Here is a 17,948-nt window from a genome sequence, read left to right as displayed (position 1 = left end):
AAAAATCCGGAGGGACTCCATGCTCGACCAGACAACGAACCTCGCCAGCCTGCTCAACGACCCATCGCTTTTGGAAACCCGCGCCTATGTCAACGGTGCGTGGATCGATGGGGACAGGGGCACGTTCGCGGTCGACAACCCGGCGCGCCGTGACACCATCGCCGAGGTGGCCGACCTGTCGCGCGAACAAGTCGCGGGCGCGATTGCCGCCGCCGAAAAGGCACAGAAGGACTGGGCCAAATGGACCGGCAAGGAGCGCGCGGGCGTGCTGCGCAAATGGTTCAACCTAATGATGGAACACCAGGATGACCTTGCCACGATCCTCACTGCCGAACAGGGCAAGCCGCTGTCCGAGGCCAAGGGCGAGATCGCCTATGGCGCGTCCTTCATCGAGTTCTTCGCCGAAGAGGCCAAGCGCATCTATGGCGAAACCATCCCCGGCCATCAGCGCGACAAACGCATCATGGTGATCAAGCAGCCCATCGGGGTTGTCGGCTCAATCACGCCGTGGAACTTCCCGAACGCGATGATCACCCGCAAGGCGGGTCCGGCGCTGGCCGCCGGGTGCAGCTTTGTCGCGCGTCCCGCGTCCGAAACACCGCTCTCGGCCCTCGTGCTGGGTGTACTGGCTGAACGGGCCGGCATCCCGGCGGGCGTGCTTAACATCGTCCCGTCATCCTCGTCCTCCGAGATCGGCAAGGAGATGTGCGAGAACCCTGCAGTGCGCAAGATCACCTTTACCGGCTCGACCGAGGTAGGCCGCATCCTGTTGCGGCAGGCCGCCGATCAGGTGATGAAATGCTCGATGGAGCTGGGCGGCAACGCACCCTTCATCGTATTCGACGACGCCGATCTGGATGCAGCCGTGGACGGAGCGATCCTGTGCAAGTTCCGCAACAACGGTCAGACCTGCGTCTGTGCGAACCGCATTTATGTTCAGGCCGGTGTCTATGACGCTTTCGCAGAAAAGCTGAAAGACAAGGTCTCGAAGATGAAGGTGGGCGATGGGCTTGAAGAGGGCACCGACCTTGGCCCGCTGATCAATGCCGAGGCGCTGGAAAAGGTGCAGGAGCATATCGCGGACGCAAAATCCAAAGGTGCCGAGGTGATCCTTGGTGAGAGGGAACAGAACCTCAGCGGCAATTTCTTTGCGCCGACCATCGTCACCGGCGCGACCCGCGACATGGCGTTCTCGACCGAGGAAACCTTTGGCCCGCTTGCTCCGCTCTTCAAGTTCGAAACCGAGGATGATGTGATCGAGCTGGCGAATGACACGATCTTCGGTCTGGCCAGCTATTTCTATGCCAAGGATCTGAGCCGCGTCTACAAGGTGGCCGAGGCGCTGGAATACGGCATCGTCGGCGTGAACACCGGCATCATCTCGACCGAGGTTGCCCCCTTTGGCGGCGTCAAGCAGTCGGGTCTTGGGCGCGAAGGCAGCCACCACGGCATCGAGGAATTCCTCGAGATGAAATATGTCTGCATGAGCGTTTGACAGGAAGCCGGGCAGACGTCCGGCCGACTGCAAAAAAAATGTAGGCCGGGCTTCTGCCCGGCCTCTTTGATTCAATGACAGTGACCCTTTGAACACCCCGCGCCACAAGTTCACAAAACTGAATCAAAACTGTCATGCTCCTGTCGCGCCTGCGCGGCACGTCACTCCTTGTCCATCCAAGGGGGATTTCCATGACATATCGTGCGCTGTGCCTGACATCGGCCATAGCTCTGACCGCCTCTGCCGCTGCGGCCGAGATGAATTTCAACCGCGTCGCTTCCTTCCCTGTCGTCGCAAACATGGCCGAGGGCGAAGACACCGCCCGCGAATCCAGTGCCGAGATCATTTCGGCCAGCGCAGACGGCATGACGCTGGTCTATTCCGACAGCCCTCTGGGCGTGGTCGGCATGATCGACATCACTGACCCGGCAAATCCGCAGCCCAAGGGCAATGTCGCCCTCGAAGGCGGCGAGCCGACAGCGGTGTCCGCGCTGGGCAACACGGTGTTCGTCGGTGTGAACACCTCGGAAAGCTTTACCGCACCGTCGGGTTACCTGATGCATCTGGACATGGCGACAGGCGCCGAAGCCGGTCGCTGCGATCTGGGCGGTCAGCCGGATTCGACCGCCGTTGCGCCCGATGGGTCCTTCGTTGTTGTCGCCGTTGAAAACGAACGCGACGAAGACGCAGGCGATGGTCGCGTGCCGCAGATGCCGGCAGGCCATGTCTCGATCATCCCGCTGAATGCAGATGGCACGATGCAGTGCGACGCGCAAATCCGTGCGAACGTGACCGGCCTTGCCGAAGTTGCAGGCGAAGACCCCGAGCCCGAGTTCGTCGATGTGAGCGCCAATGGCGAAATCGTCGTGACGCTTCAGGAAAACAATCACATTGTCGTGCTGTCCTCGACCGGCGAGGTGGTCAGCCATTTCTCTGCGGGCGCAGTTGACCTCGAAGGCATTGACGCCACCGACGAACGCGCGGCGCTCTTGTTCAATGAAAGCCAGGCAAGCGTTCCGCGTGAACCCGATGGCATCCAGTGGATCGACACCGACCATTTCGTGACCGCCAACGAAGGCGACATGGATGGCGGCTCGCGCGGGTTCACCGTGTTCAATAAGGATGGCAGCGTCGTTTACGAAAGCGGTGTGTCTTTCGAACACGCCATTGTGCAGATCGGCCACTATCCCGACCGTCGCTCAGACGCCAAGGGTGTGGAACCCGAAGGCATGGAATTCGGCACTTTTGGCGGCACACCTTACGTCTTCCTGCTGGCAGAACGGTCCTCGATCATCGGCGTCTACGACATGACCGACCCGGCCAACCCGACGCTCAAGCAATTGCTGCCGTCGGGTGTCGCACCCGAAGGGGCTGTGGCGATTCCGGCGCGCAACCTGCTTGTGACGGCAAACGAGGCTGATCTGCTGGAGGATGGCGGCGCACGGTCGCATGTCATGATTTACGAATATCAGGACGCACCCGCTGTCTATCCGCACATCACCTCTGCCGGGATGGACACCCTGACAGGCTGGGGCGCCAATTCCGGCATGGTGGCGGATGCCGATGGCACGATCTGGGCGGTCAATGACAGCTTCTATGGCTTCCAGCCCACCATCTTCCACATCGACCCAAGCCAGACCCCGGCGCAGATCGTCAAGGCGATCCCTGTCACCCGCGGCGGTCAGCCTGCGCAGTTGATGGATATGGAAGGCATCACGCTGGACGGTGAAGGTGGCTACTGGGTTGCCTCCGAAGGCCGTCTGGATCGCGGCATCCTGCACGCGCTCTACCACGTCAATGCCGATGGCGAGATCGAAGCCACCATTCCGGTGCCGTCAGAACTCCTCGCGGTCGAGTCGCGCTTTGGTTTCGAAGGCATCACCAAGGTGGGCAATACCTTGTGGATGGCGGTTCAGCGTGAATGGGCCGACGATCCGAAGAACCACGTGAAACTGGTGGCTTACAACCTCGAGACCGAGGAATGGGGCGCCGTGCGCTACGAGAAAGCCGAACCCGCCACCGGTTGGGTCGGTCTGTCGGAAATCACAGCACACGGCGATCATGTCTACATCATCGAACGCGACAACCAGATCGGTGACGCGGCCGTGACCAAGAAGGTCTATCGTGTTGCCCTGACCGAGATGGTGCCCGCAGCCTTAGGTGGTGACCTGCCGGTCGTGGCCAAGGAAGAGGTCGTCGACCTGCTGCCTTACCTGACATCCACAGGCGGCTACGTGCTGGACAAGGTCGAAGGTCTTGCCATCACCGAAGACGGCACGATGTGGGTGTCCACCGACAATGACGGCGTCGATGACCACTCCGGCGAAACGATGCTCTTCTCCATCGAGGGCGGGCTCTGATCAAAATGCGAAAGCCCCTGCTGGTCAACGCGGGCGGGGGCTTTTGTCTGGATTGCGACGAAAACAAAGAAGGCGCGGGATGACCCGCGCCTTCTGTCGTCTTCACTGGACCCGTGCCTAGTTCACGGCCTTCGCATCAAGAACGTCTTTCTCGGTTGCGTCGGTCTTCGCGATCTCGATCCGGCGCGGTTTCAGCGCTTCGGGGATCTCGCGTTTCAGATCGATATGCAGCATGCCGTTCTCGTGGCTTGCCCCGACGACGCGCACGTGGTCGGCCAGGTGAAAGCGGCGCTGGAACGCCCGTGTGGCGATGCCACGGTGCAGGAAGGTGCGGCCTTCGTCCTCGTCACCCTTGCGCGCAGAGACATGCAGCGCACCATCCTTGACCTCGACGTTCAGGTCGTCATCGGAGAACCCGGCGACGGCGATCGAGATGCGATAGGTATCATCGGCGGTCTTTTCGATATTGTAGGGCGGGTAGGTGGGTTGACTGACCTCGTTGGTCATCACCCGGTCCATCAGGTCGGCGATTTGGTCAAAGCCGACAGTTGCGCGGTAAAGCGGTGCGAAATCATATCCTCGCATAGGTCATCCTCCATTGAGCGATACCAGATGTGAAAAGCCTTCCATTTTGGACAGGCTCGTTGATTGGTGTCAGGCCCCGTTCGGGCATCCCGACCTGCCAGATTTGGGAATCTCCGATCAGGGTTTCAAGAGGTCGTTCGGCGCGTCTTGCGGACGCACGAATTTCGCTCCGGTATCCTTGCGGATCTCCTGACCGGCGCGCTGCGGGCGGAACACCGATCCTTCGGGAAATCCCGCACCAAGGGCCATCATGCCAAGGATCGTGTCGATCTGCGTTTCCAGAGGTGCCCCGAGCGAGACCGGTAGATCGCCGCTTTTCGCCTTGGAGGACACGACCGACACGATCCGCGTGCCCTCCGTACCAAAGGCAAAGACCGGCGATCCGGAGCTGCCGAAATCGACCGAACATGACATCACCAGAACGTTTTTCTGCGCGGACATGACCTGACAGGTGTCCTGCATCGACGGCGCTTCGGACCGGTTGTGCGCATATGACACGACACCGACGCTTTCACCGACAATCGGGCGCGCCCCGGTCACGAACGGAATGATCGTCGTGTTGCGGATCGGATGCTGCAATTCGATCAGGGCGATATCGTTATACACGCGGTCGGGGTTTGGCTTTGCTTTGAAATCGTAATCGGGATGCGCCACGGCCCGGCGCACCCGGCGATAGGCCGCAGCACGACCGTTGCGCCAACCGGCAAGAAACTGGATGTCCTCCGGTGCCAACAGCGCGCCTTCGTCGTTGTAGAGGCAATGCGCCGCCGTCAGGACAAGATCAGGGGTGATCAGCGATCCCGTGCAGAACGCCGTCGCGGCCAGCTCAAGCCGCCCGACCGCTTCCCACGCGCGACCATCCTGGCGGCTCTCCATCGAGAACAGCCCGGTGCTTTGCGCACCAGCCAAGGCCGGCAGCAACGAAATCAATGCCCCCCAGAGCATATGGCGCACAAGTCACCTCCGTTTGGCCTATCCGAATATGCGCCAAATTCGTCAAAACTATGACTGATTGTCAGGTTTATGTCTCTTGCAAGGCAGCAGGTTTCGGCCCGCCCGTCGCCCAATCCAAAAGCTCTACCGTGTGCACAATGGGGATCTGCGTACCCGATCCGATCTGCATCATGCAACCGATATTGCCCGCCGCGATGATATCGGGCTGCTTGGCCTCCAGCGTCTGCACCTTGCGCGCCTTCAACTGCTTGGAAATCTTGGGCTGCATCAGGTTGTAGGTGCCGGCTGATCCACAGCACAGATGGCTGTCCTTGGGTTCAACCACCTCGAATCCCGCCGCCTTGAGCAGCGTCTTGGGGTGCGTCTTGATCTGCTGTCCATGCTGGAGGCTGCAGGCCGCGTGATAGGCCACTTTCATCCCGCCATGATGCTGACGCGCATCCGCAACACTGGCCTCGTCCACCAGCTCCACCAGCACTTCGCTGACATCCCTTGCAATCGCCGACACCCGCGCCGCATCCGCCGCCAGCGGATCATTGCGGAACATGTGCCCGTAATCCTTGACCGTGGTGCCGCAACCGCTGGTGTTGATGACGATGGCGTCCAGCCCGTCGCCATCCATCTCGCGCGCCCATGCCCTGATATTGGCCGCCGCCGATCCGTGGCTTTCGTCGACCTTGCCCATGTGATGCGTCAGCGCCCCACAACAGCCTGCGCCCTTCGCCACGACGACTTCGCAGCCCAGACGCGTCAGCAACCGGATTGTGGCGTCGTTGATATCGGTGTTCAGCGCCTTCTGCGCACAGCCGGTCATCAGTGCCACCCGCTTCTTGCGTGGCTGAATGGGTGCAAAGCTTTGCGGATCGTCATTGCGGCTCACCGCCGGGATGCGCTTGGGGGCCATCTCCAGCATCGCCTGCAGACGTGCATCCGGGATCAGCGGTGCAAACGGCTTGCCGATCTTGGCCAAAAGCAGCGCCACGCGGAACCGCGTCGGATAGGGCAGGATGCGCGCCAAGGTCCAGCGCAGCGCCTTTTCATGCCAGGGGCGGTCATAGTTCTTCTCGATATAGGCCCGCGCGTGATCGACCAGGTGCATGTAATGCACGCCCGAGGGGCAGGTCGTCATGCAGGCCAGACACGACAGACACCTGTCGATATGGGTAACCGTCTTTGCGTCCGGCACCCGTTCGTTCTCCAGCATGTCCTTGATTAGGTAAATCCGCCCGCGCGGGCTGTCCAATTCGTCGCCCAGCACCTGGTAGGTCGGGCAGGTCGCCGCACAGAAGCCGCAATGCACACAGCTTCGCAGGATCTCGTTCGAGCGCTTGATTTCGGGATCGCGCAGCTGGTCTTCGGTGAATGTCGTCTGCATGTCCTACCCCATCAACCCGGCGTTCAGGATGCCTCTTGGATCGAATTTCTGCCGCAACCCGCGCGACAATGCCGCGATGGCTGGCGGTTCCGGCTGAAATTTCGGTTGCCCTGTCCCGCGCACCAGTGTCGCGTGGCCGTCGAAAATGCCCAGCCGCGCCCGCAGGTCCGTACCCTCTGGCACACGCGCCCAGATCAGCCCGCCACCCCAATCGTAAACCAGAGCATCGGCGTTCATCTTTGCTCCCAGATCGGCAGCCTCAGACGGCGTGCAGGAGACACGCCAGACATCCCCGTCCGTCCCGTGAAATCCTGCGACATCGCGCACCGAGACCCAACTCTCGGCAACGGACGCCGGATCATCCTCGACCCGGACATCCAGATCGCCGAACAGTCCCGCAAGCTGATCGGCGCGATAGGCGACGGACCCGGCAAAGCCCTCGACCCGCAGCATCGTGACCGCCTGTCCCTCGGGACCTTCGGGCAGATGCGCTGCACCTGACACCTCGAACGGTGATCCAAGCGCCTTGGCCATTGCACGCACAGCCTCCGCATCGCTCAAGCCGGTGATCAGGATGCAAGCCGAGGTTTCGGGTTTCGGCAGCACCTTCAGGCTGACCTCGCTCAGAACGCCCAAGGTTCCCCAGGAGCCGCTCATCAGCTTCACCAGATCATAGCCCGTGACGTTTTTCATCACGCGCCCGCCATTCTTGACCACGGTCCCGGTGCCGTCGACGTAACGCACACCAAGCATGAAATCGCGGCAGGCCCCCACTGCGACCCGGCGCGGCCCGCTCACATTGGCGGCGACCACACCTCCGATCGTGGGCGCACCGGTGGTGCCCATCAGACCGCGATGATCCATCGGCTCAAAGGCCAAACGCTGCCCTTCGGCCTCCAGCGCGGCTTCGATCTCGGCCAAAGGTGTGCCCGCCTGCGCCACCAGCGTCAGCGAGCCCGGCTCATAGAGCGTGATGCCCGACAGCCCGCCAGTTTCCAGCACGTCACCATCAAGGTTGACGCCCCGCGTTCCCCCACCGCGCACACATATCGGCCAGGAGGCCGATGCGATCATCCCGGCCAGTTCGGCCTCTGTTTCAGGTTTCATGATCTTCTCTGGTTCAAAAATATCTCGGGGGGTTTGGGGGGCTGGCCCCCCAATATTCACTCCGCCGCAAGCGCCATGCTGCGACGGCTTTCCGACGCCGCCAGCGGGAACACCTTGGCCGGGTTCAACAGCCACGCGGGATCGAACACGTCCTTCACCGCCATCTGCGCCTCCAGATCGTCGGGCGCGAACTGGTCCACCATCAGATCGCGTTTCTCGATCCCCACCCCGTGTTCGCCGGTCAAGCAGCCACCCACCTCGACACAGAGCCGCAGGATATCCGCGCCAAGCGCCTCGCAGAGTTCCAGATCGCCCTCCTTGTTCGCATCGAACAGGATCAGCGGGTGCATGTTGCCGTCGCCTGCGTGAAACACGTTGGCCACGTCCAGCCCGTATTCCTTGGACATCTCGCCGATCCGCCGCAGGACATAGGGCAGTTCCGACACCGGGATCGTACCATCGAGGCACATGTAATCGTTGATCTGCCCCATCGCGCCGAAGGCGGATTTGCGGCCCAGCCAGATGCGCCCGGCTTCGTCGGCATCCTTCGCCTCGCGCAATTCAACCGGGTTGTGCCGACGGGCGATTTCGAGGATCAGCGCAAGCTGCTCGTCGATCTCGGCCGGGCTGCCCTCGACCTCCACGATCAGCAGAGCCTCGCACATCGGATAACCCGCCTTGGCAAAGGCCTCGGTCGCCTCGATGCAGGGGCGGTCCATGAATTCGATGGCCACGGGCAACACACCCGCCTTGATGATGTCGGCGACGCATGCGCCTGCCACCTCGTTGGAATCGAACCCCATCAATACCGGGCGCGCGCCTTCGGGTTTCGGCAGGATGCGCAGCGTGGCTTCGGTCACGACGCCAAGCTGGCCTTCGGAACCGCAGATCAGACCCAGCAGGTCATACCCACCCGCATCCAGATGCGCCCCTCCGATCTCCATGATGGTGCCATCCATCTGCACCATGGTGACGCCAAGCAGGTTGTTGGTCGTCACGCCGTATTTCAGACAATGTGCGCCGCCCGAATTCATCGCGATATTGCCCGCGATGGCACAGGCAAGCTGGCTTGAGGGATCGGGCGCATAAAAGAACCCGTCTGCCTCGACAGCGCCAGTCACGCTCAGATTGGTGCGCCCGGTCTGCACGCGGATGAAGCGGTTGTCGTAGTCGGTCTCGATCAAGTCGTTCATCCGCGCCACGCCCAGCAACACGCAATCGGCGGTGGGCAGCGCGCCACCCGCAAGTGACGTGCCCGATCCGCGGGGCACCACCGGCACGCCCATCTGGTGACAGACCTTCAAGACAGCCGCGACCTCCTCCGTCGATGAGGGCAGCACGACAGCCAGGGGCGGGCACTTGTAGGCGGTCAGCGCGTCACATTCATACGCGCGGGTTTCCATCTCGTCCGAGATCACGGCGTCCTGCGGGATCACCTCGCGCAGGCGGGCGACGATCTGAGCCTTGCGGGACAGCACGCTGGCGTTGGGCTGGGGCATTTGCATGGCGTTTCCTCCAAATTGGTAAGAAGATATAACCAATCCCGCCAAATAAGCCAGAGAAATTTCGCAGCGCGCGGCATCTGTACCTCTTGCCTTTGCGCAAAAGCGCGGTCACCAAGCGGTTATGGACTGGGTCAAGATCATTCATCTGTTGTGCGTCATGGGGTGGATGACCTCGATTTTCGCGGTGCCGCGTGCGCTGATCTATTGGAAGCGCGAACATGACCGCATCGGCGAGTTCGGCCCTTTGGGCGATTTGACGATCCGACTCTACCGCTTTTCCGCAGGTTTGGGCGTGATCGCCTTGATCACCGGACTCTGGCTCGGATCGATCTGGCAGTTCCCGACATGGGTCTGGGTCAAGCTGTCCCTCGTTTTGCTGCTGGCTTTGCATTACACGTGGACCGGGCGGTTGGTGCTCCGCGCGAAACGCGGCGTGTTCACCGAATCCGACCGATACCTGCGCATCTTCAACGAAATAAGCGTCTTCGGCGTCATCGCGATCCTCTGGGTTGTCGTCGTCAAACCGTTCTGACCGATGGATTGGCTCGACCGCCTGTACCTGTTCACACTGCTCGACGCGATGGGTCTCGGGCTCCTGATCCTCAGTTGGGTTGGCAGCACTCTGCTGATCGAGAATGCACCGAAATCGCATCCTTCCACATCACAGATCATGGCCGGGTATCGCCGCGACTGGATGCGCCAGTTCGTCGGCCGCGATCCGCGCATCTTCGACAGCCAGATCATCGCGAGCTTGCGGCAGGGTACGGCGTTCTTTGCGTCGGCCAGCATGATCGCCATCGGCGGCGGCTTCGCGTTACTGGGCAATGCCGAACGCCTGCGCGGCGTGGCGCAGGACCTGACGCTTGAAAGCGATCCGATCTTCCTGCTCGAGGTCAAGCTTCTGGTCCTGTTGCTGTTCGCTGCGAACGCGTTTCTGAAATTCGTCTGGTCGCACAGGTTGTTCGGCTACTGCTCGGTCATCATGGCGGCGGTGCCGAACGATCCCGAAGACCCAAAGGCGCTGCCCATCGCGTTGCAGGCGGGCGAGATCAACATCACCGCCGCGCGCGGCTACAATCGCGGGTTGCGGTCCGTCTATTTCGGCATCGCGTCCTCGGCCTGGTTGCTCGGGGCGGGGCCGCTGATCCTGGCCACGCTGGCAACCTTGCTGGTGATCCTGCGTCGGGAATTCGCGTCGCAGTCGCGGCATGTTCTGCTGCACGGGGCGCCGGACGCGAAAACGTGACTCTGGAGGCAGGACCGATCTGTTAGGGTCCATTCATGTCGACCCGTTTTCTGACCTGCCTGTGCTTTTTTGCAACGCCTCTTTGGGCGGACCCTCCTGACATCGTCGGGGCCGAGATTGTCGAATCACGCGTGTCGGTCACCCTTGCACATCCTGATACGGGTTGGGATCACTATGCCGATGGCTGGCGGATCGAGGCCGAGGACGGCAGCATCATCGGCACACGTGAGTTGTTGCACCCACATGTCGAGGAACAGCCCTTTACCCGGAGCCTGACCGTAGGCGACGTGCCGACTGGGGTGCTGTACATTCGGGCGAAATGTTCGGTCGATGGCTGGTCGGAGACCCGCATCCTGCTGCCGCGGCTTGAGAGTCTTCGTACGAAGACTCTCAAGCCTCGGCGTGTTGAAAAAAGGTGATGATGGCTGAGTGAATGTTTCGCGCGCGAAACAAATGGTCCGCTTCGGCCCTATTTACCCTTCGTCAACCACATCCGCGTGCAGATGCCGTTCGCCCCGCGCTTCGGCCAGCCGGATCTGTTTCTGCCGTTCGCGAAACCGCGTCTTGTCCTCGTCGGAGGTCTCGTCAAAGCACAGGTGACAGGACACGCCGTGTTCATACTCGGCCCGGTCACGATCCTCGGGCAGGATCGGACGGCGGCAGGCATGGCACAGCAGGTGCGGCCCTTCCCGGAGCCCGTGTCCGACCGACACGCGACCGTCGAATACAAAGCATTCACCCTGCCACGTGCTTTGTTCCTCCGGCACCTCTTCGAGGTATTTCAGGATGCCGCCCTTGAGGTGATAGACGTCATCCACCCCTTGGCTGATCAGGTAGTTCGTGGATTTTTCGCAGCGAATGCCCCCCGTGCAGAACATCGCGATGCGCTTGTTGTGAAAGCGGTCCTTGTTCTGTTCCCACCATGCAGGAAAGTCGCGGAAGCTCTCGGTCCCGGGGTCAACCGCGCCTTCGAACGTGCCGATTGCGACCTCGTAATCGTTGCGCGTGTCGATCACCGCCACATCCGGGCTTTGGATCAATTCGTTCCACTCTGACGGTTGCACGTAGTGGCCGACCTTGGCGCGCGGATCGACATCGGGCACGCCCATGGTGACGATCTCTTTCTTCAGCCGGACTTTCATTCGGTGGAAGGGGCGGTCCTGCGCGGTCGACAGCTTCCACTCCAGATCGGCGCAGCCGGGCAGGGCGCGCAGATGGGTTAACAAAGCGTTAATGCCATTCTCGGGGCCAGCCACCGTGCCGTTGATGCCTTCGCGTGCCAAAAGCAATGTGCCGGTGATCGCATTGTCGCGGCAGACCGTCAGCAATGGCTCTCGCAGAGCAGCGGGATCATCGAAGCGGGTAAAGTGGTAGAGAGCGCAAACCGTAAACATGGGCGCGGCATTACGCCCGCGCGGCGGCGTGCGCAAGGTTTCTGAATGCCGCAACCCTTGACCCTCTTGCTTAGTCTTCCTACCCAAGAGACATCCAAAAGGAGGCTTGCCCCATGTCCGCGCTGATCGTCATCGACGTGCAAAACGATTTCTGCCCCGGAGGTGCGCTTGCCGTGCCCGAAGGTGACCTGATCGTGCCGGGGATCAACGCGTTGATGGTCAAGGCCGATGCGGTGGTGCTGACGCAGGACTGGCACCCGGCGGATCATTCGAGCTTTGCCTCGCAGCACGACAGTCAGGAACCGTACGGTCTGATCGAGATGCCGTACGGCCCTCAGGTGCTCTGGCCGGATCATTGCGTGATCGGATCGGACGGCGCGGCGTTTCACCGAGACCTCGATACGGATCGCGCAGAGATGGTGATCCGCAAGGGGTTTCGCCGGAGCATCGACAGCTATTCGGCGTTCTTCGAGAATGATCACAAGACGCCTACCGGCCTTGAGGGCTACTTGCGCACGCGGGGGATTTCGACACTGACCATGGTGGGCCTCGCCACGGATTTCTGTGTCGCCTATTCCGCCATCGATGCGGCGAAGCTCGGTTTCGACGTGACGGTGCGGCTTGACCTGTGCCGCGCGATCGATCTGAACGGGTCTCTGGACACCGCCAGGCAGGACATGGCGCAGGCCGGTGTGACCCTCGGATGAGCAAGGCGCCATCTCTGGCAGACCGCCTGCAGAAGGCCCGCGCGGTCAGCACGCCCGAGGTGAATGATCGTGCCAAGCGGGGATTGTTGGCCTATCTGGGCGCGCAATCCGACGCGGCGCGCGCCGCAGCTGATCTGGCGGATGGCACCGCTGCGACCGGGATCGGGCGTGTGGCGCTGTCGGGGCTGGCACCCAAGGGCTTGGCCTGCACCGATGGCTGCGCGTTTTGCTGTATCCTGTCAGGTGAGGATGGCGGTACGATCACCGAGGCCGAGGCCGTCGCGCTGCACGAGGCGCTTGCCCCCTTGGCAGGGCAGCCGGACGGCCGCGCATGGCATCCCAAGGCCTGTCCGTCGCTCGATCCGAATACCCGCAGTTGCCGTGCCTATGCCGCGCGTCCGATGATCTGCCGGGCCTATGTGTCTACGGATGTGGAGGCGTGCAAATCGGTGTCCGAAGGGCAGGCTGCGCAGGGTCCGGGGACGCTTGGCCCTTATCACACGTATCTTGCGGCCATCGGCCTGAGCCGTGCGGCGTTGAAAGGCACCAAGCGCGTGTCGACCTATGCTCTGTCGCGCGTTGCCGCAGCGGCGGTCGAGGGCGCGTCTCTGGACGAGGCTCTGGCAGCGTCGCGTCACAAGCCGACTGAACTGGATGCCGAACTCAAGCGCAGCAAACGAGATCTGCTAAGGACCTGAAAAACGTGTCTTTCCCCCTTTGAGTGCGTGCCGGAGTTGCGTAAGTTACAGTACACTCCTTGTCCGAAGGCTTTTTGGAATGCATGCCATGTTCGACCGTATCCTTGCCCTGTTCGACACGACCGTGCCGACGACCCCGCTCCCGCCTGCGGATGCGAAATACGCGCTGGGGGCGCTGATGGTGCGCACGGCCATGGCGGACAAGACCTACCTGTTCCAGGAGGTTGAGGAGATCGACCGCGTTCTGGCCAAGATGTACGGTCTCAAACCGCTGGAAGCCGCAAAGATGCGTGCGCAATGCGAAAAGCTGGAACATGAATTGCCGCGGACAGCCGATCTGGCCGCCATCCTGACAGAAAACATCAGCCAGGAGAAACGCGAGACGGCGGTGGCCGCTCTCTGGGATGTGGTCTATGCCGATGGCAACCGCCACGCCAAGGAAGGCCTGCTGTTGGGTGAAATCGCCGGGCTGCTGGGCGTTGACGAGGCGACCTGCGAGCGTATTCGCGATGAAGAGCTTGCCAATTGGGGCAAGACCCACTGACACTGGACAAGGCCGGGCCGGGTTGGTCTAAGCGAGTCGCCTGCGCCTTTGGAGACCACAATGGTTGATATCGCCACCCGTGTCTGGAACCACAAATGGAAGATCGACCCCATCGTTCGGTCGCTCATCGATACGGATTTCTACAAGCTGCTGATGTGCCAATCGGTGTTCCGCAACAAGCGCGACACCCAGGTGACCTTCAGTCTCATCAACCGGTCCTCCCATGTGCCTCTGGCAAAGCTGATCGATGAGGGCGAGCTGCGCGAACAGTTGGACCATATCCGGTCGCTGTCCCTGCGACGCAACGAAAGCACGTGGCTGCGCGGCAACACGTTTTACGGCAAGCGTCAGATGTTCCGCCCGGACTTCATGGAGTGGTTCGAGCAGTTGCGCCTGCCGCCCTATCATCTGGAGCGTGTTGGGGATCAGTACGAGCTGACCTTCGAAGGGGCTTGGCCCGAGGTGATGCTCTGGGAGATTCCGGCACTGGCGGTTCTGATGGAGTTGCGCGGCCGCGCCGTTCTGAACGACATGGGCCGGTTCGAGTTGCAGGTGCTTTACGCCCGCGCGATGACCAAGCTTTGGGAAAAGATCGAACTCTTGCGCGTAGACCCGGCTTTGCGCATCGCCGATTTCGGCACAAGGCGGCGGCATTCGTTCCTCTGGCAGGACTGGTGCGTTCAGGCGATGTACGAAGGACTGGGCAACAGTTTCGTCGGCACCTCGAACTGCCTGATCGCCAAGAACCGCGACCTTGAGGCGATTGGCACCAACGCGCATGAACTGCCGATGGTCTATGCCGCGCTGGCCGAGGATGACACCGCGTTGGCCAAAGCGCCGTATGATGTTCTTGCCGATTGGCACGAGGAGCACGAAGGCAACCTGCGGATGATCCTGCCCGACACCTACGGGACCGAGGGTTTCCTGAAGAACGCACCGGATTGGCTTGCGGGCTGGACGGGCATCCGGATCGATTCAGGCGATCCTGCAACTGGGGCCGAAACGGCGATCCGCTGGTGGAAAGAACGCGGCGAAGATCCGACCAAGAAGCTGGTGATCTTCTCGGATGGGCTGGACGTGGACAAGATCCTTGAACTGCAGCGGCAGTTTGCCGGCCGCGTGCGGGTGTCCTTTGGCTGGGGGACTTTGCTGACGAATGATTTCCGGGGGCTGACTCCGGATGACCGGCTGGCCCCGTTCAGCCTTGTGTGCAAGGCGGTCGAGGCGAATGGTCGGGCGACGGTGAAACTGTCCGATAACCCGAACAAGGCGATGGGGCCAGAGGATCAGATCGACCGCTACAAGCGGGTGTTCGGCGTCGGCGATCAGGAGCGTCTTGACGTGGTGGTCTGACCAAGCCGATGCGCCCGGATTCTCAGCAATCAGAGGCACTGTTTGACAAGCTTCAAAAGGTGCATCTTATATATTGATTAAGCGCACAAAGACCCTAATGTCCTCCCTGTCCAGCCGACGCTGCGTCAGTCTGCCGCGTTATCGGAGGAAGCTGGACCTACCATAAATCAGGGAGGATATTATGGGTTATCTATCGCGTACCACGGCGATCTTTGCCGTTCTGCCATTTGTGACAGGTGCTTTCGTTGCCGCTTCTTCGGCTCCGGCACAGGCCATGAACACGACCAATCTGCAGCATACCGTCGTTCTCGACGATCTGGACGAGCCGTGGGACATGTCGTTCCTCGGTGACGGCACAATGTTCTTCACCGAAAAATGCGATGGCCTGTCCGTCATGCTGCCGTCCGGCGAAGTCAACGCGCTTCTGGGCATGTCCGGTGCTGAAGGCTATCCGAGTGCAGCAGATGACCTGTTCTGTGACGGTCAGGCCGGAATGATGGGCGTTGCCGTAGACCCCGATTTTGCCGAAAATCGCCAGATCTATGTCTATTCGACCTCCAACATGGTGACGCCGCACACGAACCGGCTGATGCGTCTGGTGGTGAACGAAGATTTCACCAACGTATCGGACCGCACCGATATCGTGGCCGACGTGCCTTACAAGATGAACCCGAGCGATCACCCCTTCGGTGGCTCTGGTGCGCATAATGGCGGGCGTGTCCGGTTCGGGCCGGATGGCTATATCTACCTGACCACGGGCGATACGCATAACGGCGAAGTGCCGCAAAGCCCGACCATTATGGGCAGCAAGGTGCTGCGCATCGACCGCGACGGCAATGCCGCTGCCGAGAACACGCCGCCCGAAGGGTTCGACAAACGGACCTTTACCTATGGTCACCGCAACGTGCAGGGTATCGCGTTCCACCCGGCAACCGGCACCGCGATCACGGCGGAACACGGGCCATGGCATTCGGACGAGATCACAGTGCTGCAAAATGGTGGCAATGCCGGCTGGGATCCGCGCCCGAACGTGGGTGGACGTGGCGAGTGCCCGGACAATTATTGCGGCTACAGCCCGAACCAGATGGATGGCATGGACCGTTACGAGCGCGCGTCCTTCATGCCGATGACGGACCTTGAGACCTATCCCGACGCCATGTCCCCGATCTGGGACAACAACGGCTGGTCGCAGGGAACCTCCTCTGCAGCGTTCCTTGAAGGTGAACAGTGGGGCGACTGGAACGGTGCCATGGTCGTCGGCATCATGGGGATCGGCTTTGGTGGCACACCGCTGGGCCAGCGGATTGACGTGATCCAGTTGACCGAAGAACTGACGGTCGAGGATGTCACCGAGATGACCCTGCCGATGGAGCCGGGACGTTTCCGCTCGGTGGTGGTTGGCCCCGATGGCAGCCTCTACACGGCCACCGATGAAGGTGCCATTCACAAGATGACACCGTCCAACTGATGTAAAAAACCCTGCGCCGGTTCTCTCGGCGCAGGGTTCATTTCGTGCAGATCAGCAAAGCTGTGGCGCGAAGGTGTCACCCTTTCTTGAGCGCGTCCCGAATTTCCAGCAGGACATCCAGCTCGCTCGGACCGGTTGCGACTTCGGGGGCAATGTCCTCCGGCTTTTCTGCCGAGGCCTTGATGCGGTTGACCATCTTGACCAGCAGGAACACCACGAAGGCGATGATCAGGAAATTGATCACGGCCATGATGAAATTCCCGATTGCGAACACGGCTGCGCCTGCGTCCTGGGCTGCTGCCAGCGAGGCATGCGTGCTGCCATCCAGCGTGTAGAACCAGCCGGAGAAATCAATCCCGCCGGTGAACAGGGCGATGATCGGGTTGATCAGGTCGCCGACCAATGAGGTCACGATCGCCGTGAACGCGGCCCCGACGATGATACCAACAGCCATGTCCATGACATTGCCCTTGGCGATGAAGTCCTTGAATTCTTGAATCATTACTAAATTCCCCTCGTGTTGGCTTGAGGCCGGACAAAAAATCCGTCGCCGCCGGTTTGATACCATTGCCACGGTCTTTGTCACGCGTCCGGCAACAATCCACGGGGAAAATGCAAGGGCTTGCCGCAAAAAATACAGCTAGCCGGGGCTGTCGCCTACTTGGGCAAGGCGCCGGTCAGGACATAACGCAGGATCTGCGCCACCTCTTGCGGAGTGCGCGTCATTGCCAAGGCGGCGGCATCCACTTCCTTGAGGGCGTGATCGTGTTCGGGCTGTTGCAGAATGATCAGGGACTTGTTCAAGGCCGCGGCAAATCCTGCATCAAAGGCCGCGTTCCATTGCTTGTACTTCTCGCCAAAGCGCACGACCACGACATCCGCCTCCTCGATGCCCTTGCGGGTGCGGATCGCGTTGACCATTGCGCCCTTATGGTCGTGCCAGTACTTGTTGTCTTCCGCGCCAAGGATCGCGACACCGCAATCATCGCTCGCGGCGTGATCGGTAACGGGGCCGTCAAAGATGACATCCAGCCCGTCGCAGGCGTCGATGATCTGGTCACGCCAATCGGTGTGAATCTCTCCGGACAGGTAAACGCGCAATCCCATGTGTCTCTCCTTCTGTTTGACCAAAGGGGTAGCCCAGATCGGCGCAAAGG

Annotated in this window: 18 protein-coding genes; 10 read left to right on the top strand and 8 right to left on the bottom strand. The window is 61.1% G+C overall.

Annotated elements, in window-relative coordinates:
* Positions 1–19 precede the first annotated feature (19 nt).
* Positions 20–1,495: an NAD-dependent succinate-semialdehyde dehydrogenase gene (locus IEV82_RS02380; protein ID WP_188480343.1), complete on the top strand. Its 1,476-nt coding sequence runs from the start codon at positions 20–22 to the stop codon at positions 1,493–1,495.
* 191 nt (positions 1,496–1,686) lie between these two features.
* A complete protein-coding gene (locus IEV82_RS02375) occupies positions 1,687–3,855 on the top strand; it encodes an esterase-like activity of phytase family protein (RefSeq protein ID WP_188480342.1) in 2,169 nt (722 codons plus the stop codon).
* A gap of 117 nt (positions 3,856–3,972) precedes the next feature.
* On the opposite strand, the gene IEV82_RS02370 is transcribed toward IEV82_RS02375, so the two are convergent.
* The 5 genes from IEV82_RS02370 to IEV82_RS02350 all read right to left on the bottom strand — a co-directional run bounded on the left by IEV82_RS02370 (position 3,973) and on the right by IEV82_RS02350 (position 9,381).
* Positions 3,973–4,440, bottom strand: a complete 468-nt coding sequence (locus IEV82_RS02370) for an Hsp20 family protein (protein WP_188480341.1) — start codon at positions 4,438–4,440, stop codon at positions 3,973–3,975.
* Positions 4,441–4,557: 117 nt separating this feature from the next.
* On the bottom strand, positions 4,558–5,385 hold the full coding sequence (locus IEV82_RS02365; protein ID WP_229747665.1) for a trypsin-like serine peptidase: 828 nt from the start codon (positions 5,383–5,385) through the stop codon (positions 4,558–4,560).
* Positions 5,386–5,461: 76 nt separating this feature from the next.
* Positions 5,462–6,769 (bottom strand): glycolate oxidase subunit GlcF, encoded by a 1,308-nt coding sequence (gene glcF / locus IEV82_RS02360; RefSeq protein WP_188480340.1) that lies wholly within the window; start codon positions 6,767–6,769, stop codon positions 5,462–5,464.
* A gap of 3 nt (positions 6,770–6,772) precedes the next feature.
* Positions 6,773–7,876, bottom strand: a complete 1,104-nt coding sequence (locus IEV82_RS02355; RefSeq protein WP_188480339.1) for an FAD-binding protein — start codon at positions 7,874–7,876, stop codon at positions 6,773–6,775.
* 56 nt (positions 7,877–7,932) lie between these two features.
* Positions 7,933–9,381, bottom strand: a complete 1,449-nt coding sequence (locus IEV82_RS02350) for an FAD-linked oxidase C-terminal domain-containing protein (RefSeq protein ID WP_188480338.1) — start codon at positions 9,379–9,381, stop codon at positions 7,933–7,935.
* A gap of 121 nt (positions 9,382–9,502) precedes the next feature.
* On the opposite strand from IEV82_RS02350, the gene IEV82_RS02345 reads away from it, so the two are divergent.
* From IEV82_RS02345 to IEV82_RS02335, 3 genes are read left to right on the top strand one after another with little or no spacing between them, the layout of a single operon-like run.
* Positions 9,503–9,913, top strand: coding sequence for a CopD family protein (locus IEV82_RS02345; RefSeq protein ID WP_188480337.1), 411 nt, complete (start codon positions 9,503–9,505; stop codon positions 9,911–9,913).
* Positions 9,914–9,916: 3 nt separating this feature from the next.
* Entirely contained in the window at positions 9,917–10,627 is a 711-nt protein-coding gene (locus IEV82_RS02340) for a DUF599 domain-containing protein (protein WP_188480336.1), read from the top strand.
* Between the two features lie 35 nt (positions 10,628–10,662).
* A complete protein-coding gene (locus tag IEV82_RS02335) occupies positions 10,663–11,046 on the top strand; it encodes a hypothetical protein (protein WP_188480335.1) in 384 nt (127 codons plus the stop codon).
* Between the two features lie 54 nt (positions 11,047–11,100).
* Here the strand turns inward: IEV82_RS02335 and trhO are convergent, their stop codons facing one another.
* The gene (gene trhO / locus IEV82_RS02330; protein ID WP_188480334.1) at positions 11,101–12,021 is read right to left on the bottom strand and encodes an oxygen-dependent tRNA uridine(34) hydroxylase TrhO; all 921 of its coding nucleotides are present in this window, start codon (positions 12,019–12,021) and stop codon (positions 11,101–11,103) included.
* Between the two features lie 113 nt (positions 12,022–12,134).
* On the opposite strand from trhO, the gene pncA reads away from it, so the two are divergent.
* The 5 genes from pncA to IEV82_RS02305 all read left to right on the top strand — a co-directional run bounded on the left by pncA (position 12,135) and on the right by IEV82_RS02305 (position 16,791).
* The gene (gene pncA, locus IEV82_RS02325) at positions 12,135–12,728 is read left to right on the top strand and encodes a bifunctional nicotinamidase/pyrazinamidase (protein ID WP_188480333.1); all 594 of its coding nucleotides are present in this window, start codon (positions 12,135–12,137) and stop codon (positions 12,726–12,728) included.
* The gene (locus tag IEV82_RS02320) at positions 12,725–13,426 is read left to right on the top strand and encodes a YkgJ family cysteine cluster protein (RefSeq protein WP_188480332.1); all 702 of its coding nucleotides are present in this window, start codon (positions 12,725–12,727) and stop codon (positions 13,424–13,426) included. The genes pncA and IEV82_RS02320 overlap by 4 nt, the downstream gene beginning before the upstream one ends.
* Before the next feature lie 88 nt (positions 13,427–13,514).
* Positions 13,515–13,970, top strand: a complete 456-nt coding sequence (locus IEV82_RS02315; protein ID WP_188480331.1) for a tellurite resistance TerB family protein — start codon at positions 13,515–13,517, stop codon at positions 13,968–13,970.
* Between the two features lie 60 nt (positions 13,971–14,030).
* On the top strand, positions 14,031–15,323 hold the full coding sequence (gene pncB / locus IEV82_RS02310) for a nicotinate phosphoribosyltransferase (RefSeq protein ID WP_188480330.1): 1,293 nt from the start codon (positions 14,031–14,033) through the stop codon (positions 15,321–15,323).
* Between the two features lie 181 nt (positions 15,324–15,504).
* Positions 15,505–16,791, top strand: coding sequence for a PQQ-dependent sugar dehydrogenase (locus IEV82_RS02305; RefSeq protein ID WP_188480329.1), 1,287 nt, complete (start codon positions 15,505–15,507; stop codon positions 16,789–16,791).
* Positions 16,792–16,867: 76 nt separating this feature from the next.
* Here the strand turns inward: IEV82_RS02305 and mscL are convergent, their stop codons facing one another.
* The gene (mscL, locus tag IEV82_RS02300; RefSeq protein WP_188480328.1) at positions 16,868–17,293 is read right to left on the bottom strand and encodes a large conductance mechanosensitive channel protein MscL; all 426 of its coding nucleotides are present in this window, start codon (positions 17,291–17,293) and stop codon (positions 16,868–16,870) included.
* A 155-nt stretch (positions 17,294–17,448) separates the two neighbouring features.
* Entirely contained in the window at positions 17,449–17,898 is a 450-nt protein-coding gene (locus tag IEV82_RS02295; protein ID WP_188480327.1) for a YtoQ family protein, read from the bottom strand.
* Between the last annotated feature and the right edge of the window lie 50 nt (positions 17,899–17,948).

The sequence above is a fragment of the Marivita lacus genome (assembly GCF_014637725.1).
Taxonomy (GTDB): domain Bacteria; phylum Pseudomonadota; class Alphaproteobacteria; order Rhodobacterales; family Rhodobacteraceae; genus Marivita; species Marivita lacus.
Note: the sequence above shows the minus strand (reverse complement) of the source record. Positions and strands in the feature narration are given on the sequence as shown.